Source organism: Enterobacter sp. T2 (assembly GCF_010692925.1).
Lineage (GTDB): Bacteria > Pseudomonadota > Gammaproteobacteria > Enterobacterales > Enterobacteriaceae > Enterobacter > Enterobacter kobei.
The window spans coordinates 3,371,310-3,397,287 of record NZ_CP048736.1 but is presented as its reverse complement, the minus strand read 5'-3'; the positions used below and the strand labels follow the sequence as shown (position 1 = coordinate 3,397,287).

Below are 25,978 nucleotides of genomic sequence, written 5' to 3'. Positions count from 1 at the left end.
TAGACATCGGTAAACGTGCTGTTACAATCACTTGCACGTTTACAGACGGAGCGCCAGATGCTTCGTTACGGATGGCAATCAACGATAGCCATACTGAACAGGGAGATATTTATGAAACTTCGGCTGTCGGCGCTTGCGCTGGGCATGACGATGCTTGTGGGCTGCGCCAGCTCCGGGGAGCAAACGGGACGCTCCGATCCTCTCGAAGGATTTAACCGCTCCATGTATAGCTTCAACTACAACGTGCTGGATCCGTATGTGGTTCGGCCGGTGGCAGTGGCATGGCGCGATTATGTTCCACAGCCTGCGCGTAACGGGCTAAGCAATTTTACCAGCAACCTCGAAGAGCCCGCGGTTATGGTGAACTACTTCCTGCAGGGCGATCCGTATCAGGGGATGGTGCACTTTACTCGCTTCTTCCTGAACTCCCTGCTGGGGATGGGCGGCTTTATTGATGTCGCTGGCATGGCAAACCCGAAACTGCAGCGTGAACAACCGCACCGCTTCGGCAGCACCCTGGGGCATTATGGCGTAGGTTATGGTCCGTATGTCCACCTGCCGTTCTATGGCAGCTTCACCGTGCGTGATGATGGTGGCGATATGGTCGATACGCTGTATCCGGTCCTGTCGTGGCTGACCTGGCCGCTGTCGATTGGTAAATGGACGGTGGAAGGGATTGAAACCCGTGCGCAACTGCTCGACTCAGACGGTCTGCTGCGCCAGTCTTCCGATCCTTACATTATGGTGCGCGAAGCATACTTCCAGAATCACGATTTTATTGCCAACGGTGGCAAGCTGAAGCCGGAGGAGAATCCAAACGCGAAGGCTATCGAAAACGAACTCAAAGATATCGATTCGGAATAAATAAAAAAGGTGAGCGATGCTCACCTTTTTCGATTTCAGTGCGCTTAGAACGCGTAGTTAAAGTTCGTACCGAACAGCCAGGCTTTACCTTCAGAGGTAAACTCGTACGGACCTTCCTGGAACGTCACTTTCTGACCGTGCATATAAGATACGCCCGCATCGATGGACGCATTCTCGTTGAACGCATATGTCGCACCAGCACTTAACCAGAAGCGGTCCTGATCCGGAATGGAAATGGAACGTTTGTCTGCCGGAACCGGGCTGTCGTCAAATGCGATACCGGAGCGGAAAGTCCAGTTTTTATCGTAGTAGTAGGTGGTACCCAACGCAATACGATAGGCGTCGTGGAAGCTTTCATCCTTATAGAACAGCGTTTGACCATTGTTGCCGGTTGCTTTCAGCTCCTGGAACTGGCTCCAGCTGGTGTAGGCCAGGCTATAGTGAATAGCCCATTGTGGTGCCACGCGGTTGTAACCGGAGACTTCCCACATTTCTGGTAAATGCAGCGACAGTGAACCTGGAACTGTCTGGTTTGAAGTACCCCATGGAATGGTGGTACCCGCGCCTGGAACCAGGTTGTTGACTGGCGCCAGGATGCCGCTCTTGTAATCGCCGTCAAAGTCAATTTTTACTTCGGAACGATAGGTCAGGCCCCAACGGTTGTTTTTGTCCAGCTCATACAGGATACCGGCGTTCCAGCCATAGCCCCACTCATCACCTTTCAGGCTGGCAATTTTATTGCTGTTTTTCGGCAGGCTGGCAGTCTGCTCGCCGGAGTAACGCTCAATTTTTGCATCAGCGTAGACGGCATCAAAGCCCAGACCAAAGCTCCAGCTGTCGTTCAGACGATAAGCACCGCTCAGGTTAAGGTTCAGCGTCGTCAGATCGGTTTTACCGCCGTATTCACCTGCCGGATAGTTGTTATTGAATTCAGTTGCAAGGCCGTAGTTGGACGTGACGGACGCCCCCCAGCCAAATTGCTCATTAATAGGTGCAACGAAGTGCAGGTTGGGTACCCATGCGGTCGGGGCAATATTGTCCGCTTTCAGGCTCGCACCTGTGTAAGGCGACTTGCCAGAAATGTTGACATCAGGATCGATATATACCGCACCCGCAGAGAAGGTCGGGCGATCGAACATCATGATCAGTGCAGGGTTACGGCTGGCGTTACCTGCATCATCAGCAATTGCACCTTCCCCAGAATACGCGCGGCCAAGGCCAGAGGAAGAAAATTCGTTTAACTGAAAGCCCGCTGACCAGGCGGAAGTGGAGACGATTGCCACTGCGACTGCCAGCGCAGTCTTGTTGAACAGGGTTTTCTGGCTCATGACCATAACCTCATTGAGTTATTTTTATTCAATAATTGTTACATACCGTAACAGGAGCGCGAAGTGTAGGGTCTGAGGTTTGACAGACAAATCAGACCAGTGGCCAGAGTATAGGTCTGACCAGCTGGGATGTTGCAAGTTTGTTTATTAATATTTTCAAACATGTTTCATGAAACGAGATCTGGTTGGCAAAAATGTGACCATCGCGACTCAGTCAAAAGGGTGGTTTTTGTTTTAGATCATTTTTTAGTGTGATATTGGTCACTTATCCGATTTTGCGCCATTAACGGCTGGAGAGAGCCTGCGCCGGGGCGTAAAATAGCAGCATCGTGTTAATCTCGCGCGCTGCGCGAATACAGAGGAAATTGAGCTATGAGTAAATGCAGTGCTGATGAAACCCCGGTTTGCTGCTGTATGGATGTTGGCACCATCATGGACAACTCCGATTGCACAGCGTCTTACAGCCGTGTGTTCACCAACCGCGCTGAAGCGGAAGAAACCCTGTCCGCGCTGAGCAAGCGTGCGCGTGATGTTGAATCCGATCCGTGCGAAATCAAATCTACCTTCACCGAGGTGGACGGCGGCGTGAAGCTGGATATTGACTTCGTGTTTGCCTGCGAAGCAGAAACGCTGATTTTCCAGCTGGGCCTGCGTTAATTCCTGCGGGCTGGTGCCCTCACCCCGACCCTCTCCCACGGGAGAGGGTGCAAACACTAAAAACGGTAACCTACGGGTTACCGTTTTGCTTTTACCTCGGGGCATTTTCTTTTTCTTCTCTGTGTCTTACCTCGCACTTTTTCGTTTCCCCAATTGGCTGAATGTAAAAAAATGGTTAAGACTATTATCAGGTCAGACCACTTAACGTTTGCGTCAATTTTTTACAGGGGAGTGTTATGAGTCAGGCATTACCGCTTATTACCCGTCAGGGCGATCGCATTGCCATTGTCAGTGGTTTGCGTACGCCGTTTGCGCGTCAGGCAACGGCGTTTCATGGCATACCGGCTGTCGATCTGGGGAAAATGGTGGTGGGGGAGATGCTGGCTCGCAGCGAAATTCCGCCTGAGGTCATTGAACAGCTGGTTTTCGGCCAGGTGGTTCAGATGCCTGAAGCTCCCAATATTGCGCGAGAAATTGTCCTCGGCACCGGGATGAGCGTTCATACGGATGCCTATAGTGTCAGTCGCGCCTGTGCGACCAGTTTCCAGGCGGTGGCTAACGTGGCGGAAAGCCTCATGGCGGGCACCATTCGCGCCGGGATCGCCGGAGGCGCCGATTCCTCTTCGGTACTGCCTATTGGCGTCAGTAAAAAGCTGGCCCGTATTCTGGTGGATGCAAACAAAGCCCGCACGACCGGTCAGAAGCTCAAACTCTTCTCGCGTTTACGTCTGCGCGACCTGATGCCTGTACCCCCTGCTGTCGCAGAATATTCTACCGGCCTGCGCATGGGCGATACCGCGGAACAGATGGCGAAAACCTACGGCATTACCCGTGAGCAGCAGGACGCGCTGGCGCATCGTTCACATCAGCTGGCGGCGAAAGCCTGGTCAGAGGGCAAGCTCACCGACGAGGTGATGACCGCTTACACGCCTCCTTATCGGGAACCTCTGGTTGAAGACAACAATATCCGCGGTACCTCGACGCTGGCGGATTACGCCAAACTGCGTCCGGCGTTCGACCGTAAACATGGCACCGTGACTGCGGCCAACAGTACACCGTTGACGGATGGGGCAGCCGCCGTGATCCTTATGACCGAATCCCGCGCGAAAGAGCTGGGCATCACCCCTCTGGGCTATTTGCGCAGCTATGCCTTCACCGCCATTGATGTCTGGCAGGACATGTTGTTAGGTCCAGCCTGGTCCACGCCGCTGGCACTGGATCGCGCAGGGCTGACGCTGGCTGATTTAACCCTGATTGATATGCACGAAGCCTTCGCCGCACAAACCCTGGCAAACGTACAGCTGCTGGCAAGCGAGCGTTTTGCACGTGATGTGCTGGGGCGCGCCCATGCCACGGGTGAAGTGGATCAAAGCAAATTCAACGTGCTGGGTGGTTCGATTGCCTATGGTCATCCGTTTGCGGCGACTGGGGCGAGGATGATTACTCAGACATTACACGAGCTACGTCGCCGCGGTGGCGGGTTTGGCCTGGTGACCGCCTGTGCGGCGGGTGGCCTGGGTGCTGCAATGGTTCTGGAGGCTGAATAATGGAAATGACATCTGCATTTAACCTGACGGTTCGCCTCGATAATGTCGCCGTAATCGCCATTGATGTGCCTGACGAAAAAATGAATACCCTGAAGGCGGAGTTTGGCACTCAGGTTCGCGCGATGCTCAGGCAGATCCGCGAAAACAAGGCCATTCGCGGTCTGGTGTTTATCTCGGCCAAGCCGGATAACTTTATTGCCGGGGCCGACATTAACATGATCGCCCGGGCGCAAAGCGCGCAGGAAGCGGAAGATCTTGCGCGTCAGGGGCAGCAGGTAATGGCCGAGATCAACGCGCTGCCGATCCCGGTGATTGCCGCGATCCACGGTGCTTGTTTGGGTGGTGGACTGGAGCTGGCGCTGGCCTGCCACAGCCGCATTTGTACTGACGATGCGAAAACCGTTCTGGGCCTGCCGGAAGTGCAATTAGGTCTCCTTCCTGGTTCCGGTGGCACGCAGCGTCTGCCGCGCCTGGTAGGGGTTAGCACCGCGCTGGAAATGATTCTCACCGGCAAGCAGCTGCGCGCGCGTCAGGCGCTGAAAGCCGGTCTGGTTGACGATGTCGTTCCCCACGCGATTTTACTGGAAGCTGCTGTAGAACTGGCGCTGAAAGGTCGCCAGCCAAAACGTCCTCTTCCGGTGCGAGAGCGTGTGCTGGCGGGTCCTCTGGGAAGGACGATCCTGTTCAACATGGTGGGCAAAAAGACCGAACAAAAAACCAAAGGCAACTACCCGGCGGCGAAACGGATCCTGGAGGTGATTGAAACCGGGTTGTCACAGGGAAGCAGTAGCGGCTATGCCGCTGAAGCCAAAGCCTTTGGCGAGCTGGCGATGACGCCGCAGTCACGGGCGCTGCGCAGCATCTTCTTCGCCAGCACAGAGGTGAAAAAAGATCCGGGCAGCGAGGCTGAGCCTGCTCCGCTGCGTGCAATTGGCGTGCTCGGGGGTGGGCTGATGGGCGGCGGCATTTCTTTCGTTACCGCAAGTAAAGGGAAACTGCCGGTACGCATCAAAGACATTAACCCTAAGGGAATCAACCACGCGCTGCAGTACAGCTGGCAGAACCTTGATCAAAAGGTCAAGCGCCGCCATATCAAGGCAAGCGAACGTGATAAAACCCTGGCGATGATCTCCGGCACGACGGACTACAGCGGTTTTGCGCACCGCGATCTGGTGATTGAAGCCGTATTTGAAGATCTGGCGCTCAAGCAGCAGATGGTGGCGGACGTTGAACAGCATTGCGCGCCGCATACCATTTTTGCCTCGAATACGTCGTCATTACCCATCGGCGATATCGCAGCGAAAGCCGCGCGTCCTGAGCAGGTGATTGGTCTGCACTTTTTCAGCCCGGTAGAAAAAATGCCGCTGGTGGAGGTGATCCCTCACGCCACAACCAGCCCGCAAACCATCGCTACCGTGGTGAAGCTGGCGAAAAAACAGGGCAAAACCCCCATCGTGGTTGCGGACAAAGCCGGCTTCTACGTCAACCGTATTCTGGCGCCGTACATCAACGAAGCGATGCGGCTGCTGACGGAAGGGGAGAAGATTGATCACGTCGATGAGGCACTGGTAAAGTTTGGCTTCCCCGTTGGTCCTATCCAACTTTTGGATGAGGTGGGAATAGACACCGGCACTAAAATTATACCTGTACTGGAAGCCGCTTATGGCGATCGTTTTGCGCCGCCTGCAAATATTGTTTCTGCAATTTTGAAGGACGATCGCAAAGGCAGAAAAAATGAACGCGGTTTCTATCTTTACGGCGCGAAAGGGCGTAAAAGCAAGAAACAGGTCGACCCTTCTGTTTATGGGCTTATCCCGACCTCAGGTCAGGGGAGACTCTCCGCCGTTCAGTGTGCTGAACGTTGTGTGATGATGATGCTCAATGAAGCGGCACGCTGCTTTGGTGAGCAGGTGATCAAGAGCGCACGGGATGGCGACATCGGCGCCGTATTTGGTATTGGTTTCCCGCCGTTCCTTGGCGGCCCGTTCCGTTACATGGATACACTCGGCGCGGGTGAAGTGGTGGCTATTCTGCAACGTCTGGCATCGCAATATGGCCCGCGGTTTACACCGTGTGACGAATTATTGCAGATGGCGGAACGGGGCCAGACATTTTGGCCTGCAAGAGAAACTGTCCTCGTAAGCTGAGGTCAAAGAAGGGTAAATCCCGACGTGAATGAACCTGTTCTGGCGATTTTGTAAACAGAGATTGACTATACTTACGCCATTGAGGTAAAAAACAGCGTTTCATTCACCGAATGGATCAGGCACAATGCCCGGCCATCGGGTTTTCTACCTCAGAGCATTTATCGCGGGTAGTCAACGCCGGTGATTCTGGTTAACAAAAGCGGTGCAATATGCAAGTTTTTATCATGCGTCACGGCGACGCGGCACTCGATGCCGCCAGTGACTCAGTACGTCCTTTAACAGTCTGTGGTTGCGACGAATCTCGTCTGATGGCAACCTGGCTTAAAGGCCAAAAAGTGGATATCGAACGCGTTCTGGTGAGTCCGTTCCTGCGTGCTGAACAGACGCTGGACGTGGTAGGGGAGTGTATGAACCTGCCATCCAGTGTCGATGTTCTTCCTGAACTGACGCCATGCGGTGATGTCGGCCTTGTCAGCGCCTACCTTCAGGCACTGTGCAATGAAGGTGTCGCTTCCGCACTGGTCATTTCCCACCTGCCACTGGTTGGCTATCTGGTTTCTGAGTTGTGCCCGGGCGAAACGCCGCCAATGTTCACCACATCCGCCATTGCCAACGTCACCCTCGACGAAACCGGCAAAGGGGTCTTTAACTGGCAAATGAGTCCGTGCAACCTGAAGATGGCAAAAGCTATCTGACGTGACGTGCGACAGGGCGGGGTGCAAATGTGCTTCCCGCCATGCTGTCAGGGCAACTCAGGCGGTTGCCACTCCTCAACTTCTATCAACACCAGCAATGCGGCATCTCCGCCGTACTCTTTGGGTGCCTGATGAAACGCCATAACATGTGGATGCTGAGCCAGCCACAGCGGCGTTTGCTGCTTAAGAATATGTTTCCCATGGCCGTGCATCACGCAGGTGCAAAACACGTGTTCGCGGCGACAGGCGGCGATCAGTGCCCCCAGCTCCTGTTTCGCCTGCATCTGCGTTAACCCGTGCAGATCGAGAAACAGCTCCGGTGAATAATCTCCGCGACGTAATTTTTTCAGTTCAAAGTGGCTGACGTCCTCGCGCACGTATTTCACCGCGCCCTGCGTATTCAGCAGCGGTTGAAACTCATCTGAAAAATAGTGGCTGTTATCCGCCTGCTCCTGCAGCAGTCGTTTGACCGGAACGTCGCTGATTTTTTTACGCTGCGGGCGATGGACAATGGTGTCCTGCGTGATTTTACGCGTCCCGGTCATCAGCTGGCGGAAGAGAGCCTGATCCTCCTCGCTGAGCGATGTTTTCTTTTTCATTCGTCATTCTCATCTCGTATTTCCGATAGTGTACCCGACTAAACGCATTTTTTAACCTCAAGCGCGACGCGTCATTGCTGATTTATCGCCGTCTTCATGGCAAACTAGCCGCCGAAAATTATGCGAGCATGCCCTGGAGGAAAGAGTGGATAAAATATTTGTCGATGAAGCAGTAAACGAGCTGCATACCATACAGGACATGTTGCGCTGGTCGGTTAGCCGCTTCAGCGCCGCCAACATCTGGTACGGTCATGGTACCGATAACCCGTGGGATGAGGCCGTTCAGCTGGTGCTGCCGTCTCTTTATCTGCCGCTGGATATTCCGGAAGACATGCGCACCGCGCGCCTGACCTCCAGTGAAAAACACCGCATTGTTGAGCGGGTGATCCGCCGCGTCAACGAACGCATTCCGGTCGCCTACCTGACCAACAAAGCCTGGTTCTGCGGCCACGAATTCTATGTTGATGAGCGCGTGCTGGTGCCGCGTTCACCGATTGGTGAGCTGATCAACAACCACTTTGAAGGCCTGATTCACCATCAGCCGCAGCACATTCTGGATATGTGCACCGGCAGCGGCTGTATCGCGATTGCCTGCGCCTACGCCTTCCCGGAAGCGGAAGTGGACGCCGTCGATATCTCTACCGACGCGCTGGCCGTCACCGAGCACAACATTGAAGAGCACGGCCTGATCCATCACGTTACGCCAATCCGCTCGGATCTGTTCCGCGACCTGCCGACGCTGCAGTACGACCTGATCGTCACTAACCCGCCGTACGTCGACGCGGAAGACATGTCCGATCTGCCAAATGAATACCGTCATGAGCCGGAGCTGGGTCTGGCGTCAGGCACTGACGGCCTGAAGCTGACTCGTCGCATTCTGGCCTGCGCGCCGGATTACCTGACCGACGACGGTGTTCTGATTTGTGAAGTGGGCAACAGCATGGTACATCTGATAGAGCAGTACCCGGATGTGCCGTTCACCTGGCTTGAGTTCGATAACGGCGGTGACGGCGTCTTTATGCTGACCAAAGCGCAGCTGCTCGATGCGCGCGAATACTTCAGTATCTATAAAGATTAATCCAGCGGGCTTCGGCCCGTTTCACAACGCTCAAACACAAACAACAACATCGGAGCCGTGATGGCAGGAAACAGTATTGGACAGATATTCCGCGTGACCACCTTTGGTGAGTCGCACGGGCTGGCTTTAGGTTGTATCGTTGACGGCGTACCGCCCGGCATCGAACTGACTGAAGCTGATTTGCAGCACGACCTTGACCGCCGTCGTCCGGGCACCTCTCGCTACACCACGCAGCGTCGCGAGCCGGATCAGGTCAAAATTCTCTCTGGCGTCTTTGAAGGCCGCACCACCGGGACCAGCATTGGTCTGCTGATCGAAAACACCGACCAGCGTTCTCAGGACTACGGCGCTATTAAAGACGTATTCCGTCCGGGCCACGCTGACTATACCTACGAGCAAAAGTACGGTTTCCGCGACTATCGCGGCGGCGGACGCTCTTCCGCGCGTGAAACCGCGATGCGCGTGGCGGCGGGTGCCATTGCCAAAAAATACCTGCAGCAGAAATTTGGCATCGTCATTCGCGGCTGTCTGACCCAGATGGGCGATATTCCGCTGGCCATTAAAGACTGGGACCAGGTTGAGCAAAACCCGTTCTTCTGCGCCGATGCCGACAAGCTGGATGCGCTGGACGAGCTGATGCGTGGCTTGAAAAAAGAGGGTGACTCCATTGGGGCGAAGGTCACCGTGGTGGCCGACGGCGTGCCGCCAGGCTGGGGCGAGCCGGTGTTTGACCGTCTCGACGCTGACATTGCGCACGCGCTGATGAGCATCAACGCGGTGAAGGGCGTAGAGATTGGCGACGGGTTTGACGTGGTTCAGCTTCGCGGCAGCCAGAACCGCGACGAAATCACGAAAGCGGGCTTCCAGAGCAACCATGCGGGTGGCATCCTCGGCGGGATCAGCAGCGGGCAGCAGATTGTTGCGAATATTGCCCTGAAGCCAACCTCCAGCATTACCGTGCCGGGCCACACGATTAACCGCTCTGGCGAAGAAGTTGAGATGATCACCAAAGGACGTCACGATCCTTGCGTGGGGATCCGTGCGGTGCCTATAGCAGAAGCGATGCTGGCGATCGTGCTGATGGATCACTTCCTGCGCCAGCGCGCGCAGAATGCGGATGTGACGACCACCATTCCACGCTGGTAACCATGAAAAAAACCGCAATTGCTCTGCTGGCGCTGCTCGCCAGTGGAGCCAGTCTGGCCGCCACGCCGTGGCAAAAGATCACCCATCCGGTGGCGGGCAGCGCGCAGTCTATCGGCGCCTTTTCGAACGGCTGTATCGTCGGCGCGCAGGCACTTCCGCTGCAATCGGATACTTATCAGGTGATGCGTACCGACCAGCGCCGTTACTTCGGTCACCCTGACCTGGTGCTGTTTATTCAGCGACTGGGAAACCAGGTAAATAACCTGGGGCTGGGGACGATGCTGATTGGCGATATGGGCATGCCTGCGGGCGGGCGCTTTAACGGCGGGCACGCCAGCCACCAGACCGGACTGGATGTCGATATCTTCCTGCAGCTACCGAAAACACGCTGGACGTCCGCGCAACTTCTGAAACCGCAGGCGCTGGATCTGGTGGCGAGTGACGGTAAGCGCGTGGTGCCCTCCCTGTGGACGCGGGATGTGTCCAGCATGATCAAGCTGGCAGCAGAAGATAACGACGTCACGCGGATCTTTGTGAATCCGGCCATCAAACAACAGCTCTGCCTGGATGCCGGAACTGACCGCGACTGGCTGCGCAAAGTGCGCCCGTGGTTCCAGCATCGTGCGCACATGCACGTTCGTTTGCGTTGCCCGGCAAACAGCCTGGAATGTGAAGATCAGCCGTTACCTCCGCCAGGCGATGGCTGCGGTGCGGAGCTGCAGAGCTGGTTTGAACCGGCAAAACCTGGAACCTCTAAGCCTGAGAAGAAGACACCGCCTCCGTTGCCGCCTTCCTGCCAGGCGCTACTGGATGAGCATGTACTTTAATGGATAATTTCGTCAATCTGTTTATGGTGTCCCCGCTGCTGCTGGTGGTGCTGTTTTTTGTTGCCATGTTAGCCGGGTTTATTGATGCGCTTGCTGGCGGCGGCGGGTTGTTAACGGTACCCGCACTGCTGGCGGCGGGCATGAGCCCCGCTCAGGCACTGGCCACCAACAAACTTCAGGCCTGCGGCGGCTCGCTTTCGGCATCGCTCTATTTTATCCGCCGCAAGGTGGTGAGCCTCGCCGATCAGAAGCTCAATATTCTGATGACCTTTATCGGCTCGACGTCGGGCGCGCTGCTGGTGCAGCACGTACAGTCCGATATTTTGCGCCAGATCCTGCCGATTCTGGTTATCTGCATCGGTCTCTACTTCCTGCTGATGCCAAAGCTCGGTGAAGAAGACCGTCAGCGTCGCCTGCATGGCTTGCCGTTTGCCCTGATAGCCGGGGGCTGCGTCGGTTTTTACGACGGCTTCTTTGGCCCGGGCGCAGGCTCGTTTTACGCGCTGGCGTTTGTGACGCTGGCCGGGTTTAACCTCGCTAAATCTACCGCCCATGCCAAAGTGCTTAATGCGACCTCTAACCTTGGTGGCCTGTTGCTGTTTATCATTGGCGGCAAGGTCATCTGGGCAACCGGTTTTGTCATGATGGCAGGGCAGTTCCTGGGCGCGCGCGCGGGCTCGCGCCTGGTATTAAGCAAAGGACAGAAGCTGATTCGCCCGATGATCGTCATCGTTTCGGCGGTCATGAGCGCAAAGCTTCTTTATGACAGCCATGGACAGGAGATCCTCCACTGGTTGGGGATGAACTAATGAACAGTACGCATAACTACGAACAGCTGATTGAGATTTTTAACGGCTGCTTTGGTGATGATTTTAATACCCGTCTGATTAAAGGCGACGACGAACCGATCTATCTTCCTGCTGATGCCGAAGTGCCGTACAACCGGATCGTCTTTGCGCACGGCTTTTACGCCAGTGCGCTGCATGAAATTTCGCACTGGTGCATTGCGGGGAAAGCGCGTCGCGAGCTGGTGGACTTCGGCTACTGGTACTGTCCGGACGGACGCGACGCCGCAACCCAGGGCCAGTTTGAAGATGTGGAAGTGAAACCGCAGGCGCTGGAATGGCTATTCTGTGTCGCGGCGGGTTTCCCGTTCAACGTCAGCTGTGACAACCTCGAAGGCGACTTCGAGCCAGACCGTATCGTCTTCCAGCGCCGCGTGCATGCACAGGTGATGGAATATCTTGAGAAAGGCATCCCGGAACGTCCGGCACGCCTGATCGAGGCTTTACAGAATTATTACCACACGCCGGTGATCACGGCGGAATGCTTCCCCTGGCCGGAAGATCTTTAACTGAGGAAAAAAGATGATCGCAGAATTTGAATCACGCATTCTGGCGTTAATTGATGACATGGTGGAACACGCCAGTGATGATGAGCTGTTCGCCAGCGGTTATCTGCGTGGTCACCTGACGCTGGCTGTTGCCGAGCTGGAGGCAGGAGACGATCATTCTGCCGAAGCAGTGCATGATGAAGTCACCCGCAGCCTGGAAAAGGCGATTCAGGCGGGTGAACTGTCCCCGCGCGACCAGTCTCTGGTGCTGGGCATGTGGGACACGTTGTTCCAGCAGGCTAAACGCTAAGTCATCGTATTTCGCCCGGTGGCGCTGCGCTTACCGGGCCTACGAATATCCCCTCTCCCTGTGGGAGAGGGTTAGGGTTAGGGTTAGGGTGAGGGCACCCGTCCGCACCCTACTTAACCTTCTTCCCCTTCAGCAGTTTTCGCACCCACAATCGATTCGGGTTCAGCCCCGCAAGCGTTGTTCTGTCCAGCGGTAGCGGCTCGTTGCTCATTTGTGCGGCTAAGGCTTCAGCCAGTAGCGGTGCAGAACACAATCCACGCGAACCCAGCCCACCCAGCATAAACAGTTCGGGATAAACCGGTGCAGCTACCGCCGTTTCCTGGTGGTTTGCAAGGTCGTGATAGGCTTCAAGCGTTGCCTCATAGTTCGGCACATTCCCCATCATCGGCAGATGATCGCGTGTTGCGCAGCGCACGCCACAGCGGGCCGCGCCTTCGCTGACGTCAACCTCTTTCGCCCACGCTGCATCCGGGAAGCAGTCAATCAGGCGCTGGCGGTTTTGCTGTTGATCCGCCTCGCTGTAGCGCATATCCGCTTCGCCACGATGATAGCTCGCCCCGATGCAGTGATGACCATTAGACGGATTTTGTGGCGTCAGATAGCCGTCATAGCACAGCACCTGACGCAGTTTGCCCAGTTCGGATGTAGTAGGGATATGACTCACCTGGCCGCCGACCGGATAAACCGGCACGGATTCTGTCTGGATAAACTGGTTGATGCTATGTCCGTTCGCCAGCACAACGCTGGCATGGCTAGCCTCTTTGCCATCAGCAAAACGCAAATTCCAGCGTTCTGTTCGAGACAGCGATTCAACCTTGTGGGCATAGTAGACCGTCAGCCCGCGTGACTGCGCAAGGTCAATCGCCGCAGCGGTCAGTTCAGCCGGGCACAGCCAGCCGCCGAGCGGATACTGAATGCCCTCGCAGCCGGTTTCAACGCCGGTGGTGTCGGCGGCCTCTTGCGCGCTTACCGCCCGCGCAATGTCTTCCGGCAGTCCCAGGGACAGCATCTGCGCGATTTTTTGCTGACTTCTCTCATCCCAGCCGAGCTGCGTCACGCCGCACCATTCATGATCGAACGTCACCGGCAGGGCATCATACAGGCGACGGGCAAAGGTAAAGGCCGCTGGGAAAAACTGGAACAGTGCCGGATCGTGCGCGCTTAAAAGGGGATAGAGCGCCCCCTGGCGGTTGCCGGAGGCCCCACCTGCTGGCGCATCGTCAGCACAATAAAGCGTCACCTGCCAGCCACGTTGGATAAGCGCAAGAGACAGCAGTGCGCTGGCGATCCCTCCGCCTGCTATCGCCACTTCCCGTGACGCGCCGGCGCTGCGCGCAAACCAGGGTGCACTGGCGGGGATGTCCAGCGTCTGCTCCATCCTGCCGACCAGCATGTCGCGCTTGCGGCCAAAACCTTTAGTTTTCTGCATGGTAAAGCCCGCTTCCTGCAAGCCGCGACGAACAAAGCCTGCTGAGGTGAAGGTGGCGAGCGTTGCGCCCGGACGCGCTAGTCGCGCCATCGCGTTAAACAGATGCTGGCTCCACATATCCGGGTTTTTGGCAGGCGCAAAACCGTCCAGGAACCACGCGTCCACCGTCTGATTCATCGTATCATCAAGCTTATCGGTAAGGTCGTTGATGTCGCCCAGCCACAAATCCAGCGTCACGCGTCCGCCGTCCAGAATCAGACGGTGGCAGCCCCCAATGTGAGGCGGCCACTGCGCCTGAAGCTGTTCAGCCCAGGTGGCAAGCTCCGGCCAGCGTTGATGGGCCTGGCGCAGATCGTGCTCGGTGAGCGGGAATTTTTCGAAACTGATGAAATGTAATCTTTGTAGCGTAGCCTCAGGGTGGGCAGCGTGAAACTGGTCAAACGCCTGCCAGAGGGTCAGAAAATTGAGCCCGGTGCCGAATCCGCTTTCCGCGACCACAAACAGGCTCCGCGGATGCTCCGGGAAGCGGGTGCTGAGCTGGTTTCCGTCGAGGAAAACATAGCGAGTTTCTTCGAGTCCGTTATCATTAGAAAAATAGACGTCATCAAAATCTCGGGAAACAGGTGTACCCTCAGCGTTGAATTCGAGGTTGGCGGGTTGTATAGCGTTTTGTTTCACGTAAGTTACTCGTCTGACAGGCAGTGGCACGATCTTAACGATGTGAGTCCATCGGTGCAAATTTCCGCAGAAAATGTCTGATCGGACTTGTTCGGCGTACAAGTGTACGCTATTGTGCGACTCGAAACTTACTATAGTGCGACTTACAGAGGTATTGAATGAAACGTGCAGTGATTACTGGCCTGGGCATTGTTTCCAGCATCGGTAATAACCAGCAGGAAGTCCTGGCATCTCTGCGTGAAGGACGCTCCGGGATCACTTTCTCTGAAGAGTTTAAAGATTCAGGTATGCGTAGCCACGTATGGGGTAACGTCAAACTGGACACCACCGGTTTGATTGACCGCAAAGTGGTTCGTTTCATGAACGATGCCTCTATTTATGCTTATCTCTCCATGCAGGAAGCGATTGCAGATGCAGGTCTGAGCGCGGAAGTTTACCAGAACAATCCCCGCGTAGGTCTTATCGCTGGTTCCGGCGGCTCATCTAAAGCGCAGGTATTCGGTGCTGACGCAATGCGTAGCCCGCGTGGTCTGAAAGCGGTAGGTCCGTACGTGGTCACCAAAGCCATGGGCTCTGCGGTTTCCGCATGCCTGGCCACTCCGTTCAAAATCCACGGTGTGAACTACTCCATCAGTTCCGCGTGTGCGACGTCCGCACACTGCATCGGTAACGCGGTTGAGCAGATCCAGCTGGGTAAACAGGACATCGTCTTTGCTGGCGGCGGCGAAGAGCTGGGCTGGGAAATGGCCTGTGAGTTCGACGCGATGGGCGCTCTGTCCACCAAGTACAACGAAACCCCGGAAAAAGCGTCCCGTACTTACGACGCGCACCGTGATGGCTTCATCATCGCAGGCGGCGGCGGTATGGTTGTGGTTGAAGAGCTGGAGCACGCGCTGGCACGTGGTGCGCATATCTACGCTGAGATCGTGGGCTACGGCGCAACGTCTGATGGCGCTGACATGGTTGCGCCATCCGGTGAAGGTGCGGTGCGCTGCATGAAGATGGCGATGCACGGCGTTGATACGCCAATCGACTACCTGAACTCTCACGGTACCTCTACTCCGGTAGGCGACGTGAAAGAGCTGGGTGCAATCCGCGAAGTCTTCGGCGACAACAGCCCGGCAATTTCTGCCACCAAAGCAATGACCGGTCACTCTCTGGGTGCTGCGGGCGTGCAGGAAGCGATCTACTCTCTGCTGATGCTGGAAAACGGCTTTATCGCCCCAAGCATCAACATTGATGAGATGGACGAGCAGGCTGCTGGCCTGAATATCGTGACGAAACCAACGGAAGCGACACTGACCACCGTCATGTCTAACAGCTTCGGTTTCGGCGGCACGAACGCGACGCTGGTAATGCGTAAGTACAAAGCATAAGCGTTTGAATGTATAGTAGAAGGGAACCGGAAGGTTCCCTTTTTTTATGCCTCAACACGGAGTTATGCATGAAGGCTGTTATCCCAGAGAAGAGCGCCCCTTCCGGTAACCTTTCCCTTTTCCGAATCGCCTTTGCGGTATTTCTGACCTACATGACCGTTGGCCTGCCGCTGCCGGTGATCCCACTGTTCGTTCATCAGGAACTCGGCTATGGCAACACCATGGTCGGCATTGCCGTGGGCATTCAGTTTTTAGCCACGGTGCTAACCCGCGGGTACGCCGGACGGCTGGCAGATCAGCATGGTGCAAAACGCTCGGCGTTACAGGGGATGTTTGCCTGTGGTCTGGCGGGCGGGGCATGGCTGTTAGCCGCGCTTTTGCCGGTAGACGCAGGGTATAAATTTGCGCTGCTGGTGCTGGGACGTTTAATCCTTGGCTTTGGTGAAAGCCAGCTGCTGACCGGTACCCTGACCTGGGGAATGGGTCTGGTGGGGCCTGCTCGTTCGGGCAAAGTGATGTCCTGGAACGGCATGGCTATTTATGGCGCGCTGGCCGCTGGTGCACCGCTGGGACTGCTGATCAACAGCCAGTTTGGTTTTGCGGCGCTGGCAGCCACCACCATGGTGTTGCCGCTGCTGGCGTGGGCGTTTAACGGCTCGGTACGTAAGGTACCCGCTCACAAAGGGGAGCGTCCTTCCCTGTGGAGCGTGATCGGCCAAATCTGGCAGCCGGGTCTGGGCCTGGCGCTGCAGGGCGTAGGTTTTGCGGTGATTGGCACGTTCGTCTCGCTCTACTTTATGAGCCGCGGCTGGGCGATGGCCGGATTTACGCTCACCGCGTTTGGCGGGGCGTTTGTGCTGATGCGCGTGTTCTTCGGCTGGATGCCGGATCGCTTTGGTGGCGTGAAGGTGGCGGTGGCATCGCTGATGATAGAGACCGTTGGCCTGCTGCTGCTGTGGCACGCACCGGTCGCCTCTGTCGCGCTGATTGGCGCAGCACTCACCGGCTGCGGTTGCTCGTTGATTTTCCCGGCGCTTGGCGTGGAAGTCGTGAAGCGTGTGGCCCCGCAGGTGCGTGGCACAGCACTCGGCGGCTATGCGGCGTTTCAGGATATCTCATACGGAGTAACCGGACCGCTGGCCGGACTGCTGGCCACCTCGTTTGGCTATCCGTCCGTCTTCCTGGCCGGTGCTGTTTCTGCAGTGATGGGTATTGTGGTGACGCTGGTGGCGTTTCGCCGGTCGTAGTTTTTGCCCGGTGGCGCTTCGCTTACCGGGCCTACAACCGCACTGGCCTTAGGCCGGGTAAGGCGAAGCCGCCACCCGGCAGTGTTAAGTAACCAGCCAGAAAATCGCCAGTGCAATCAGTAACGCAATAAACAACAATCCCGGACGGGCAGAAAGCGTTCTGAACGTCTCCACAACGGGCGCAAAAAGCGGGCTGTAGATCGGCTGAATGTTTCTTGCCTCCGGTACGCCGCCTTCCCGCTCGGCGCGGCGCACGAAGATCTGATTGAGCACATCCTGCACCTGCGCGGTGGTCAGTACCGTTTGCGGTGTCGCCTGCCAGTTCTGCTGGGCGTAATCCCGAATCGCCTCGAACTCGTGCGGTTCCAGCGGCTGTTTAAGCGCAGCCTGAACGGTATGCAGGGTAGGGGCGCTCTGGGTGCTGAGCGTCTGGCGCGCCTGTAGCCAGGTCACCAGATGGGGAAACTGTTTGGCCGGGATCAACTCGCCCGCCTTTACGCCGGACAGTTCGAGCATGGATTGCCAGATAAGCTTTGTTGACTCGCCGGTGGCGGCGGCCAGTTTGGTCACCATTTGATTCAGCGTGTTGTGCTCAGCAGGCAGCAGCGAACGCTCGGTCGCTGGCCGCAGCTGCGGCTGTGGGATCGACAGCTGATTGTTCTGCAACAGCGTCAGCACGGTTTTAAGCTGGTCTGGCGTCAGCTGGCTCAGGGCCGTCTGGCCATACTGCTGGCGGATAAAGTCGCTGACCGCCTGACGGTTATTTCCCTGGCCGAGCAGCTCGGTCAGTTGCGTGACAATCTGCCGCGTGGTGTGGTTCTGCTGTGCGGTCGTAATACGCTGGTTGAGATTTTGCTCGGCAGCAGGGAAATGTCGCGACTGCAGCGGTGCGTCGTTCCTGACGCCTAAATCATGCTTTACCCCGGCCCAGACTTCCGCGTTTTGCTGTGAAGTCAGCGCAATCAGGCGCGTGATCAGTCGCTCCAGCACGGTGCGCTGTTGCGTGGATAGCGGTTGTTCACCGGCAACGTTTGGCGTGACAGGGCCTTCACCCGGAGGGCGTGGCGGCGTACCTGAAATGGGCTGCATCGTCAAAAATCCTTAAAGTCAAAACTCAGCGTAAACCTGGCAGACGTATATGCCTGGCGGCCAGATTATGGCACACTTGGCAGGTTTACTTCCTCTCAAACAGGTACTCAGACGTGAAAATCCTCGTTGATGAAAATATGCCTTATGCCCGTGAGCTGTTTAGCCGCCTGGGTAACGTTAAGGCTGTCCCTGGTCGCCCGATCCCGGTCAACGAACTGGATGACGCAGACGCGCTGATGGTGCGCTCGGTGACCAAAGTAAATGCGTCGTTGCTCGCCGGAAAAGCGATTAAGTTTGTCGGAACCGCAACGGCAGGGACCGATCATGTGGATGACCAATGGCTGAAGCAGGCGGGGATCGGCTTTTCCGCCGCGCCCGGCTGTAATGCTATTGCCGTCGTGGAATATGTCTTCTCCTCTTTGCTGATGCTGGCCGAGCGCGACGGTTTTGTGCTGAAAGACCGCACCGTGGGGATCGTCGGGGTGGGTAACGTGGGTGGACGCCTGCAAAAGCGCCTGGAGGCGTTAGGTATTCGCACGCTGCTGTGCGACCCGCCGCGTAAAGACAACGGTGAGGAAGGGGATTTCCGCTCGCTGGATGAGCTGGTTGAACAGTGCGATGTGCTGACGTTCCACACGCCGCTGTTTAAAGAGGGTCCCTATACGTCCCTGCATCTTGCCGATGAAGCACTGATCCGTCGTCTGAAGGCTGGCACTATTCTGATAAATGCCTGCCGTGGCCCGGTGGTGGACAACGCCGCGCTGCTGAAATGTCTGAATGAAGGACAAGACCTCCGCGTTGTGCTGGACGTCTGGGAGCCGGAGCCGGATCTTAACGTTGAACTGCTTAACAAGGTGGACGTAGCCACTGCGCATATCGCGGGCTATACGCTTGAAGGCAAAGCCCGCGGCACAACGCAGGTGTTTGAAGCCTACAGCACGTTTATTGGCCATCCGCAGCAGGTGGCGCTGGATACCTTACTTCCCGCACCTGAATTTGGCCGCATTACCCTGCATGGCCCGCTCGATCAGGCAACGCTGAAAAGGCTGGTGCATTTGGTGTATGATGTGCGCCGCGATGATGCGCTGCTGCGTAAAGTGGCGGGGATCCCGGGTGAATTTGACAAGCTGCGTAAGAACTATGTTGAGCGCCGCGAGTGGTCGTCCCTGTATGTGATGTGCGACGACGCAACGGCCGCGACGCTGCTGAAAAAACTGGGTTTTAACGCCGTTCATCACCCGGCGCATTAATGTCTTCTTAATGCTCCCTGTCGGATACTCCGGCAGGGACGCTTTTTTATTTCTGGAGTAAACCACCATGTCTGAAGGCTGGAACATTGCCATTTTAGGTGCCACCGGTGCCGTGGGCGAAGCCCTGCTCGAAACCCTTGCTGAGCGTCAGTTCCCGGTGGGCGATATCTATGCGCTGGCGCGTACCGATAGCGCGGGTGAGCATCTGCGCTTTAACGGTAAATCCGTCATGGTCCAGGATGCGGCTGCGTTTGACTGGACCCTGGCGCAGCTGGCATTTTTCGCCGCGGGTGCTGAAGCCACGGCGTCTTACATCGAAGAGGCGACTAATTCAGGTTGTCTGGTGATCGACCTGAGCGGTCTGTTCGCCATGGAGCCGGACGTGCCGCTGGTGGTGCCGGACGTCAACCCGTATGTCCTGGCTGACTACCGTAACCGTAATATCATCGCGGTACCGAACAGTCTGACCAGCCAGCTGCTGACCGCGCTGAAACCGCTGATTGACGACGGTGGCCTGTCGCGTATCACCGTCACCAGCCTGCTGTCTGCCTCCGCAAATGGCAAAAAGGCCGTCGATGCGCTGGCCGGGCAGAGCGCGAAGCTGCTGAACGGTATCCCGATTGATGAGGATGATTTCTTCGGTCGCCAACTGGCGTTCAACATGCTGCCACTGCTGCCGGATCGTGAAGGTTCCGTGCGCGAAGAGCGCCGTATCGTCGATGAAGCGCGCAAAATTCTCCAGGATGAGGGGCTGATGATCTCCGTAAACGTCGTGCAGTCGCCGGTATTCTACGGTCACGCGCAGATGGTAGGTTTTGAAGCCCTGCGCCCGCTGGCGGCGGAAGAAGCGCGCGATGCGTTTGGCCGCGGTGAAGATATCGTACTTTCCGAAGAGAGCGAGTTTCCGACGCAGGTGGGTGACGCCACCGGTAGCGCCCATCTTTCAGTCGGTTGCGTGCGGAACGATTACGGTATGCCGGAGCAGGTTCAGTTCTGGTCCGTTGCGGACAACGTTCGTTTTGGCGGCGCGCTGATGGCGGTCAAAATTGCTGAGAAACTGGTGCAGGAGTACCTGTACTGATGTCAGAAGTGGAACAAAAGCCGGTTCATAAAATTGCCCTCGGTATCGAGTACGATGGCAGTAAATATTATGGCTGGCAGCGTCAGAATGAGGTGCGTAGCGTCCAGGAAAAGCTGGAGAAAGCGCTCTCTCAGGTGGCAAACGAGCCGATTAACGTTCTGTGCGCAGGCCGTACGGATGCGGGTGTTCACGGTACCGGGCAGGTGGTCCACTTTGAAACCACTGCCGTGCGCAAAGATGCCGCCTGGACGCTGGGTGTAAATGCGAATTTACCTGGTGACATTGCGGTGCGTTGGGTGAAAGCTGTGCCGGATGATTTTCACGCGCGCTTCAGCGCGACGGCGCGTCGCTACCGCTATGTCATCTACAACCAGCGTCTGCGTCCGGCGGTGCTAAGCCAGGGCGTAACGCATTTTTATGAACCGCTCGATGCTGAACGCATGCATCGTGCCGCGCAGTGTCTGATTGGTGAAAATGACTTTACGTCGTTTCGTGCGGTGCAATGTCAGTCCCGTACGCCGTGGCGTAACGTTATGCACATAAACGTCAGCCGTTTTGGCGCGTATGTGGTGGTGGATATCAAAGCCAATGCCTTTGTACATCATATGGTGCGGAATATTGTAGGCAGCCTGATGGAAGTGGGTGCCGGACACCAGCCGGAGAGCTGGATTGCAGACCTGCTGGCAGCGAAGGACAGAACGCTTGCGGCAGCCACGGCGAAAGCAGAAGGACTGTATCTGGTTGCGGTAGACTATCCGGATCGGTTTGACCTGCCAAAACCGCCAATGGGCCCGCTGTTTTTAGCGGACTAAACAAAGGTGCAATTAAGGCTTAGACAATATGGACGTAATACGTTTTCTGATTGATTTCATTCTGCATATTGATGTTCACCTGGCGGAACTGGTCGCGCAGTATGGCGTCTGGGTTTATGCCATCCTGTTCCTCATTCTGTTCTGTGAAACCGGTCTGGTCGTTACCCCCTTCCTGCCGGGGGACTCCCTGCTGTTTGTTGCGGGTGCGTTATCGGCCCTACCGACCAATGATTTGAACGTGCATCTGATGGTGGTGTTGATGGTGATTGCCGCAATTATCGGGGATGCCGTCAACTATACCATTGGCCGGGTGTTCGGTGAGCGCTTGTTCAGCAATCCTGATTCGAAAATTTTCCGTCGCAGCTATTTAGATAAAACCCATGCGTTTTATGAACGTCATGGCGGAAAAACCATTATCCTTGCGCGTTTTGTGCCTATTGTGCGCACATTTGCACCGTTTGTGGCGGGAATGGGGCATATGTCCTATCGTCATTTTGCGATGTATAACGTCGTGGGCGCGCTGCTGTGGGTGCTGTTGTTTACCTATGCAGGCTACCTGTTTGGCGACTTGCCGGTGGTTCAGGAAAACCTTAAGTTACTGATTGTAGCGATTATTGTGCTTTCCGTACTGCCTGGCGTTATCGAGATTATTCGTCACAAACGCGCGGCGGCAAAGCAAGCGAAGTAAATGCACGCTGGCGGTTCGACCACTTTTTTATCCAAAGTTTCGGGCTGTTATGTTTTAATGTGCAACATTCATGGTCTGTTGGAGGCAAAAATGGCATTATTCGCCTCTTATAGCAAAACTGGCATACGACCAGGTTCAGGCAGAAAGGTTATCAATGAGCTGGATTGAACGAATTAAAAGCAACATTACCCCAACGCGCAAAGCGAGCATTCCTGAAGGGGTATGGACGAAGTGTGATAGCTGCGGCCAGGTTCTGTACCGTGCAGAGCTGGAACGCAATCTTGAAGTGTGTCCGAAGTGTGACCACCATATGCGTATGTCGGCGCGTAACCGCCTGCATAGCCTGCTGGACGAAGGTTCACTGGTAGAACTGGGCAGCGAGCTTGAGCCAAAAGATGTGCTGAAGTTCCGCGACTCCAAAAAATACAAAGATCGTCTGGCCTCTGCGCAGAAAGAGACTGGCGAGAAAGACGCGCTGATCGTCATGAAAGGCACCCTACATGAAATGCCGGTTGTCGCCGCGGCGTTTGAGTTCTCCTTTATGGGTGGCTCAATGGGCTCTGTCGTGGGCGCACGTTTTGTGCGTGCCGTTGAGCAAGCGCTGGAAGATAACTGCCCGCTGATCTGCTTCTCTGCCTCTGGCGGAGCACGTATGCAGGAAGCGCTGATGTCTCTGATGCAGATGGCGAAAACCTCTGCGGCGCTGGCGAAAATGCAGGAACGCGGTCTGCCTTACATTTCCGTGCTGACCGACCCAACCATGGGTGGCGTCTCTGCAAGCTTCGCGATGCTGGGCGATCTGAACATTGCTGAGCCAAAAGCACTGATCGGTTTCGCTGGTCCTCGCGTCATTGAGCAAACCGTTCGTGAAAAACTGCCGCCGGGCTTCCAGCGCAGTGAGTTCCTCATTGAGAAAGGCGCCATCGATATGATCGTCCGCCGTCCGGAAATGCGCCTGAAACTGGCAAGCGTTCTGGCGAAGCTGATGAATCTGCCCGCGCCAAACCCGGATGAGCCGCGCGAAGGCGTGGTGGTACCGGATCAGGAACCCGAGGCCTGATAACTGAAAAGGGCAGGGCCAGATGGCGCTGCCCTTTTGCTTTATAACCTGCTAATGACAACCGGGCATCATGGAAAATAAAAGCATTCCTCAAGCCACGTCGCCCCTGGCCGCGTGGCTTTCTTATCTGGAAAACCTGCACAGTAAAACCATTGATATGGGGCTTGAGCGCGTAAGCCAGGTTGCCGCGCGTCTGGGCGTGCTGAAACCTGCGCCTTTCGTTTTCACCGTCGCAGGCACCAACGGTAAAGGCACTACCTGCCGTACGCTGGAATCCGTCCTGATGGCGGCGGGTTACAAGGTAGGCGTTTACAGCTCACCACACCTGGTACGTTACACTGAGCGGGTTCGCGTGCAGAACAGCGAGCTGCCGGAATCGGCGCATACGGCGTCGTTCGCGGAAATCGAAGCCGCGCGAGGTGATATCTCGTTAACCTATTTCGAGTACGGCACGCTTTCGGCATTGTGGCTGTTCAAACAGGCGCAGCTGGATGTGGTGATTCTGGAAGTGGGTCTTGGCGGGCGGCTTGATGCCACCAATATGGTGGATGCGGACGTGGCGGTGGTCACCAGTATCGCGCTGGACCATATCGACTGGCTGGGGCCGGATCGTGAAAGCATTGGTCGCGAGAAGGCCGGTATTTTCCGGGCGAATAAACCCGCCGTGGTCGGTGAGCCGGATATGCCGCACACTATTGCTGACGTGGCCCAGGAGAAGGGCGCTCTGTTGCTGCGCCGTGGCGTTGACTGGCAATATCAGGTTCAGGATAACGGCTGGCGCTTTAGCGATGCGCAGGGAGTGCTGGACAACCTGCCGCTGCCGCAGGTGCCACAGCCTAACGCGGCAACCGCGCTGGCGGCCTTGCGCGCCAGCGGATTAGCGGTCAGCGATCAGGCGATCCGCGACGGCATTCAGAATGCGCTGCTGCCGGGACGTTTTCAGATAGTGAGTGAGTCACCGCGCCTGATCCTGGACGTGGCGCACAACCCACACGCAGCGGCGTACCTCGCAGGACGTCTCAAATCGTTACCAAAAACCGGGCGCGTGCTGGCGGTTATCGGTATGCTTCATGATAAAGATATCGGTGGCACGCTGGCCTGCATGGAGAGTGTGGTCGATAGCTGGTATTGTGCTCCTCTTGAGGGGCCGCGTGGTGCGACGGCCGAGCAGTTGATGGAACATCTCGGCAAAGGCGCAATCTATAGTAGCGTGGCTCAGGCCTGGCATGCCGCGATGGCGGATGCTAAACCAGAAGATACCGTGCTGGTGTGTGGCTCTTTCCACACGGTGGCACATGTCATGGAAGTGATGGACGCGGGGAGAACCGGTGGCGAGTAAGTTTCAGAACCGTTTAACAGGAACCATTGTGCTGGTCGCGCTCGGGGTGATTATTCTTCCCGGGCTGCTCGACGGGCAGAAAAAGCATTATCAGGACGAGTTTGCAGCCATTCCGCTGGTGCCGAAACCGGGCGACCGTGATGAACCGGATATGTTGCCTGCGGCGACACAGGCGCTGCCTGCCCAGCCGCCGGAAGGGGCGGCTGAAGAAGTTCGCGCGGGCGATGCCGCTGCACCGTCGCTCGACCCGTCGCGTCTGGCGGCGAATAACAACATCGAGATTGATCCGGTACCGGTAGAGAAGCCGAAGCCTGTTGAAAAACCGAAGCCGGTAGAGAAACCGCAGCCGAAGCCACCGCGTGATAAAGCGGCAGAGCAACTGGCTGCAGCGTCAGAAACCCCTCCGCCAGCGAAGCAAGACGCAGCCCCGACCGGCAAAGCCTATGTTGTGCAACTGGGCGCGTTGAAAAACGCCGATAAAGTTAACGAGGTCGTGGGTAAATTGCGCAGCGCGGGCTATCGTGTTTACACTTCACCTTCCACGCCGGTGCAGGGTAAAATTACCCGCATCCTTGTGGGGCCGGAAGCGTCTAAAGATAAGCTGAAAGGCTCGCTGGGTGAGCTGAAGCAGATCTCCGGTCTGAGCGGTGTGGTGATGAACTATAGCGCGAACTGATAAGATCTCCCCCTCACTCTAACCTTCGCCCCTCAAGGGAGAGGTCCGGGGTGAGGGGGAGAAGACGTCCACAGAGATGTCAAAAGGACCGTGGCGTTGATTATTTTTTCAGCGCCTTTTTTATTTACGCGCGGGAAGGAAATCCCTACGCAAACGTTTTCTTTTTCTGTTAGAATTCGCCCCGAACTGGATGACAGGGCGTTAAATCGTGGGACACATATGGTCTGGATTGATTACGCCATCATTGCGGTGATTGGTTTTTCCTGTCTGGTTAGCCTGATCCGTGGCTTTGTTCGTGAAGCGTTATCGCTGGTGACTTGGGGTTGTGCTTTCTTTGTTGCCAGTCATTACTACACTTACCTGTCTGTCTGGTTCACGGGCTTTGAAGATGAACTGGTCCGAAATGGAATCGCCATCGCGGTGCTGTTTATCGCGACGCTGATTGTTGGTGCTATCGTCAATTACGTGATAGGTCAGCTGGTCGAGAAAACCGGTCTGTCAGGAACGGACAGGGTACTCGGGATCTGTTTCGGGGCGTTGCGAGGTGTGCTGATTGTGGCCGCCATCCTGTTCTTCCTGGATACCTTCACCGGGTTCTCCAAAAGTGAAGACTGGCAGAAATCGCAGCTCATTCCTGAGTTCAGCTTCATCATCAGATGGTTCTTTGACTATCTGCAAAGCTCGTCGAGTTTTTTGCCCAGGGCATAAACCCTGAGATGTGG

General features: G+C 56.2%; 25 protein-coding genes. 21 read left to right on the top strand and 4 right to left on the bottom strand.

What is annotated here, in order from left to right; genetic code table 11:
- Positions 1-111 precede the first annotated feature (111 nt).
- Complete coding sequence (mlaA, locus tag G0034_RS16365; RefSeq protein WP_023338584.1) at positions 112-864, top strand: phospholipid-binding lipoprotein MlaA; 753 nt, start codon at positions 112-114, stop codon at positions 862-864.
- A gap of 44 nt (positions 865-908) precedes the next feature.
- On the opposite strand, the gene fadL is transcribed toward mlaA, so the two are convergent.
- On the bottom strand, positions 909-2,192 hold the full coding sequence (fadL, locus tag G0034_RS16360) for a long-chain fatty acid transporter FadL (protein WP_014884687.1): 1,284 nt from the start codon (positions 2,190-2,192) through the stop codon (positions 909-911).
- A 372-nt stretch (positions 2,193-2,564) separates the two neighbouring features.
- Here fadL and G0034_RS16355 point away from each other — a divergent pair, with 372 nt between their 5' ends.
- The 4 genes from G0034_RS16355 (at position 2,565) to sixA (ending at position 7,238) form a co-directional block, all read left to right on the top strand.
- Positions 2,565-2,849, top strand: coding sequence for a YfcZ/YiiS family protein (locus G0034_RS16355; RefSeq protein WP_014884686.1), 285 nt, complete (start codon positions 2,565-2,567; stop codon positions 2,847-2,849).
- Between the two features lie 236 nt (positions 2,850-3,085).
- Positions 3,086-4,396 (top strand): acetyl-CoA C-acyltransferase FadI, encoded by a 1,311-nt coding sequence (gene fadI, locus G0034_RS16350; RefSeq protein ID WP_032635967.1) that lies wholly within the window; start codon positions 3,086-3,088, stop codon positions 4,394-4,396.
- Positions 4,396-6,543 (top strand): fatty acid oxidation complex subunit alpha FadJ, encoded by a 2,148-nt coding sequence (gene fadJ / locus G0034_RS16345; RefSeq protein ID WP_045281767.1) that lies wholly within the window; start codon positions 4,396-4,398, stop codon positions 6,541-6,543. The genes fadI and fadJ overlap by 1 nt, the downstream gene beginning before the upstream one ends.
- A 209-nt stretch (positions 6,544-6,752) precedes the next feature.
- The gene (sixA, locus tag G0034_RS16340) at positions 6,753-7,238 is read left to right on the top strand and encodes a phosphohistidine phosphatase SixA (protein ID WP_014884683.1); all 486 of its coding nucleotides are present in this window, start codon (positions 6,753-6,755) and stop codon (positions 7,236-7,238) included.
- 47 nt (positions 7,239-7,285) lie between these two features.
- Here the strand turns inward: sixA and smrB are convergent, their stop codons facing one another.
- A complete protein-coding gene (gene smrB / locus G0034_RS16335; protein WP_045281766.1) occupies positions 7,286-7,837 on the bottom strand; it encodes an endonuclease SmrB in 552 nt (183 codons plus the stop codon).
- A 145-nt stretch (positions 7,838-7,982) separates the two neighbouring features.
- Between smrB and prmB the strand changes: the two genes are divergently transcribed.
- From prmB to G0034_RS16305, 6 genes are read left to right on the top strand one after another with little or no spacing between them, the layout of a single operon-like run.
- Positions 7,983-8,915 carry a 50S ribosomal protein L3 N(5)-glutamine methyltransferase gene (gene prmB, locus G0034_RS16330; protein WP_014884681.1) on the top strand — a complete coding sequence of 311 codons (933 nt, stop codon included), beginning with the start codon at positions 7,983-7,985 and terminating at the stop codon, positions 8,913-8,915.
- A gap of 60 nt (positions 8,916-8,975) precedes the next feature.
- The gene (gene aroC / locus G0034_RS16325) at positions 8,976-10,061 is read left to right on the top strand and encodes a chorismate synthase (RefSeq protein WP_014884680.1); all 1,086 of its coding nucleotides are present in this window, start codon (positions 8,976-8,978) and stop codon (positions 10,059-10,061) included.
- Positions 10,062-10,063: 2 nt separating this feature from the next.
- Positions 10,064-10,888 (top strand): penicillin-insensitive murein endopeptidase, encoded by an 825-nt coding sequence (gene mepA, locus G0034_RS16320; RefSeq protein WP_179121096.1) that lies wholly within the window; start codon positions 10,064-10,066, stop codon positions 10,886-10,888.
- Positions 10,888-11,697, top strand: a complete 810-nt coding sequence (locus tag G0034_RS16315; protein WP_179121095.1) for a sulfite exporter TauE/SafE family protein — start codon at positions 10,888-10,890, stop codon at positions 11,695-11,697. Before mepA ends, G0034_RS16315 begins: the two co-directional genes overlap by 1 nt.
- Positions 11,697-12,242, top strand: coding sequence for an elongation factor P hydroxylase (locus tag G0034_RS16310; RefSeq protein ID WP_179121094.1), 546 nt, complete (start codon positions 11,697-11,699; stop codon positions 12,240-12,242). The genes G0034_RS16315 and G0034_RS16310 overlap by 1 nt, the downstream gene beginning before the upstream one ends.
- Positions 12,243-12,255: 13 nt before the next feature.
- The gene (locus tag G0034_RS16305) at positions 12,256-12,531 is read left to right on the top strand and encodes a YfcL family protein (RefSeq protein ID WP_014884676.1); all 276 of its coding nucleotides are present in this window, start codon (positions 12,256-12,258) and stop codon (positions 12,529-12,531) included.
- A gap of 109 nt (positions 12,532-12,640) precedes the next feature.
- On the opposite strand, the gene mnmC is transcribed toward G0034_RS16305, so the two are convergent.
- Entirely contained in the window at positions 12,641-14,638 is a 1,998-nt protein-coding gene (gene mnmC, locus G0034_RS16300) for a bifunctional tRNA (5-methylaminomethyl-2-thiouridine)(34)-methyltransferase MnmC2/FAD-dependent 5-carboxymethylaminomethyl-2-thiouridine(34) oxidoreductase MnmC1 (RefSeq protein WP_179121093.1), read from the bottom strand.
- A gap of 158 nt (positions 14,639-14,796) precedes the next feature.
- Between mnmC and fabB the strand changes: the two genes are divergently transcribed.
- Together fabB and G0034_RS16290 are read left to right on the top strand one after the other, a co-directional pair.
- The gene (gene fabB, locus G0034_RS16295; RefSeq protein ID WP_014884674.1) at positions 14,797-16,014 is read left to right on the top strand and encodes a beta-ketoacyl-ACP synthase I; all 1,218 of its coding nucleotides are present in this window, start codon (positions 14,797-14,799) and stop codon (positions 16,012-16,014) included.
- A 68-nt stretch (positions 16,015-16,082) separates the two neighbouring features.
- Positions 16,083-17,261 (top strand): MFS transporter, encoded by a 1,179-nt coding sequence (locus G0034_RS16290; RefSeq protein WP_014884673.1) that lies wholly within the window; start codon positions 16,083-16,085, stop codon positions 17,259-17,261.
- Between the two features lie 84 nt (positions 17,262-17,345).
- On the opposite strand, the gene flk is transcribed toward G0034_RS16290, so the two are convergent.
- Positions 17,346-18,350 carry a flagella biosynthesis regulator Flk gene (gene flk, locus G0034_RS16285; protein WP_179121092.1) on the bottom strand — a complete coding sequence of 335 codons (1,005 nt, stop codon included), beginning with the start codon at positions 18,348-18,350 and terminating at the stop codon, positions 17,346-17,348.
- A 113-nt stretch (positions 18,351-18,463) separates the two neighbouring features.
- Here flk and pdxB point away from each other — a divergent pair, with 113 nt between their 5' ends.
- From pdxB to cvpA, 8 genes are all read left to right on the top strand, one after another.
- The gene (gene pdxB, locus G0034_RS16280; protein WP_045269240.1) at positions 18,464-19,600 is read left to right on the top strand and encodes a 4-phosphoerythronate dehydrogenase PdxB; all 1,137 of its coding nucleotides are present in this window, start codon (positions 18,464-18,466) and stop codon (positions 19,598-19,600) included.
- A gap of 67 nt (positions 19,601-19,667) precedes the next feature.
- Positions 19,668-20,681, top strand: a complete 1,014-nt coding sequence (locus G0034_RS16275) for an aspartate-semialdehyde dehydrogenase (RefSeq protein WP_179121091.1) — start codon at positions 19,668-19,670, stop codon at positions 20,679-20,681.
- On the top strand, positions 20,681-21,493 hold the full coding sequence (gene truA, locus G0034_RS16270) for a tRNA pseudouridine(38-40) synthase TruA (RefSeq protein WP_014884669.1): 813 nt from the start codon (positions 20,681-20,683) through the stop codon (positions 21,491-21,493). The genes G0034_RS16275 and truA overlap by 1 nt, the downstream gene beginning before the upstream one ends.
- A gap of 28 nt (positions 21,494-21,521) precedes the next feature.
- A complete protein-coding gene (locus G0034_RS16265) occupies positions 21,522-22,181 on the top strand; it encodes a DedA family protein (protein ID WP_014884668.1) in 660 nt (219 codons plus the stop codon).
- Positions 22,182-22,335: 154 nt separating this feature from the next.
- Positions 22,336-23,241 (top strand): acetyl-CoA carboxylase, carboxyltransferase subunit beta, encoded by a 906-nt coding sequence (gene accD, locus G0034_RS16260; protein WP_014884667.1) that lies wholly within the window; start codon positions 22,336-22,338, stop codon positions 23,239-23,241.
- 70 nt (positions 23,242-23,311) lie between these two features.
- Positions 23,312-24,580, top strand: coding sequence for a bifunctional tetrahydrofolate synthase/dihydrofolate synthase (gene folC / locus G0034_RS16255; protein ID WP_058691114.1), 1,269 nt, complete (start codon positions 23,312-23,314; stop codon positions 24,578-24,580).
- Positions 24,570-25,256 carry a cell division protein DedD gene (gene dedD / locus G0034_RS16250; protein WP_014884665.1) on the top strand — a complete coding sequence of 229 codons (687 nt, stop codon included), beginning with the start codon at positions 24,570-24,572 and terminating at the stop codon, positions 25,254-25,256. The genes folC and dedD overlap by 11 nt, the downstream gene beginning before the upstream one ends.
- Before the next feature lie 219 nt (positions 25,257-25,475).
- Positions 25,476-25,964 (top strand): colicin V production protein, encoded by a 489-nt coding sequence (cvpA, locus tag G0034_RS16245; protein ID WP_000262116.1) that lies wholly within the window; start codon positions 25,476-25,478, stop codon positions 25,962-25,964.
- Positions 25,965-25,978: the final 14 nt, after the last annotated feature.

What these genes read in the sequence shown, in the direction of transcription:
- mlaA (WP_023338584.1), top strand. Translation starts at nt 112, where the DNA reads ATGAAACTTCGGCTGTCGGCGCTTGCGCTGGGCATGACGATGCTTGTG.
- fadL (WP_014884687.1), bottom strand. Translation starts at nt 2,192, where the DNA reads ATGAGCCAGAAAACCCTGTTCAACAAGACTGCGCTGGCAGTCGCAGTG.
- G0034_RS16355 (WP_014884686.1), top strand. Translation starts at nt 2,565, where the DNA reads ATGAGTAAATGCAGTGCTGATGAAACCCCGGTTTGCTGCTGTATGGAT.
- fadI (WP_032635967.1), top strand. Translation starts at nt 3,086, where the DNA reads ATGAGTCAGGCATTACCGCTTATTACCCGTCAGGGCGATCGCATTGCC.
- fadJ (WP_045281767.1), top strand. Translation starts at nt 4,396, where the DNA reads ATGGAAATGACATCTGCATTTAACCTGACGGTTCGCCTCGATAATGTC.
- sixA (WP_014884683.1), top strand. Translation starts at nt 6,753, where the DNA reads ATGCAAGTTTTTATCATGCGTCACGGCGACGCGGCACTCGATGCCGCC.
- smrB (WP_045281766.1), bottom strand. Translation starts at nt 7,837, where the DNA reads ATGAAAAAGAAAACATCGCTCAGCGAGGAGGATCAGGCTCTCTTCCGC.
- aroC (WP_014884680.1), top strand. Translation starts at nt 8,976, where the DNA reads ATGGCAGGAAACAGTATTGGACAGATATTCCGCGTGACCACCTTTGGT.
- mepA (WP_179121096.1), top strand. Translation starts at nt 10,064, where the DNA reads ATGAAAAAAACCGCAATTGCTCTGCTGGCGCTGCTCGCCAGTGGAGCC.
- G0034_RS16315 (WP_179121095.1), top strand. Translation starts at nt 10,888, where the DNA reads ATGGATAATTTCGTCAATCTGTTTATGGTGTCCCCGCTGCTGCTGGTG.
- G0034_RS16310 (WP_179121094.1), top strand. Translation starts at nt 11,697, where the DNA reads ATGAACAGTACGCATAACTACGAACAGCTGATTGAGATTTTTAACGGC.
- G0034_RS16305 (WP_014884676.1), top strand. Translation starts at nt 12,256, where the DNA reads ATGATCGCAGAATTTGAATCACGCATTCTGGCGTTAATTGATGACATG.
- fabB (WP_014884674.1), top strand. Translation starts at nt 14,797, where the DNA reads ATGAAACGTGCAGTGATTACTGGCCTGGGCATTGTTTCCAGCATCGGT.
- G0034_RS16290 (WP_014884673.1), top strand. Translation starts at nt 16,083, where the DNA reads ATGAAGGCTGTTATCCCAGAGAAGAGCGCCCCTTCCGGTAACCTTTCC.
- flk (WP_179121092.1), bottom strand. Translation starts at nt 18,350, where the DNA reads ATGCAGCCCATTTCAGGTACGCCGCCACGCCCTCCGGGTGAAGGCCCT.
- G0034_RS16275 (WP_179121091.1), top strand. Translation starts at nt 19,668, where the DNA reads ATGTCTGAAGGCTGGAACATTGCCATTTTAGGTGCCACCGGTGCCGTG.
- truA (WP_014884669.1), top strand. Translation starts at nt 20,681, where the DNA reads ATGTCAGAAGTGGAACAAAAGCCGGTTCATAAAATTGCCCTCGGTATC.
- G0034_RS16265 (WP_014884668.1), top strand. Translation starts at nt 21,522, where the DNA reads ATGGACGTAATACGTTTTCTGATTGATTTCATTCTGCATATTGATGTT.
- accD (WP_014884667.1), top strand. Translation starts at nt 22,336, where the DNA reads ATGAGCTGGATTGAACGAATTAAAAGCAACATTACCCCAACGCGCAAA.
- folC (WP_058691114.1), top strand. Translation starts at nt 23,312, where the DNA reads ATGGAAAATAAAAGCATTCCTCAAGCCACGTCGCCCCTGGCCGCGTGG.
- cvpA (WP_000262116.1), top strand. Translation starts at nt 25,476, where the DNA reads ATGGTCTGGATTGATTACGCCATCATTGCGGTGATTGGTTTTTCCTGT.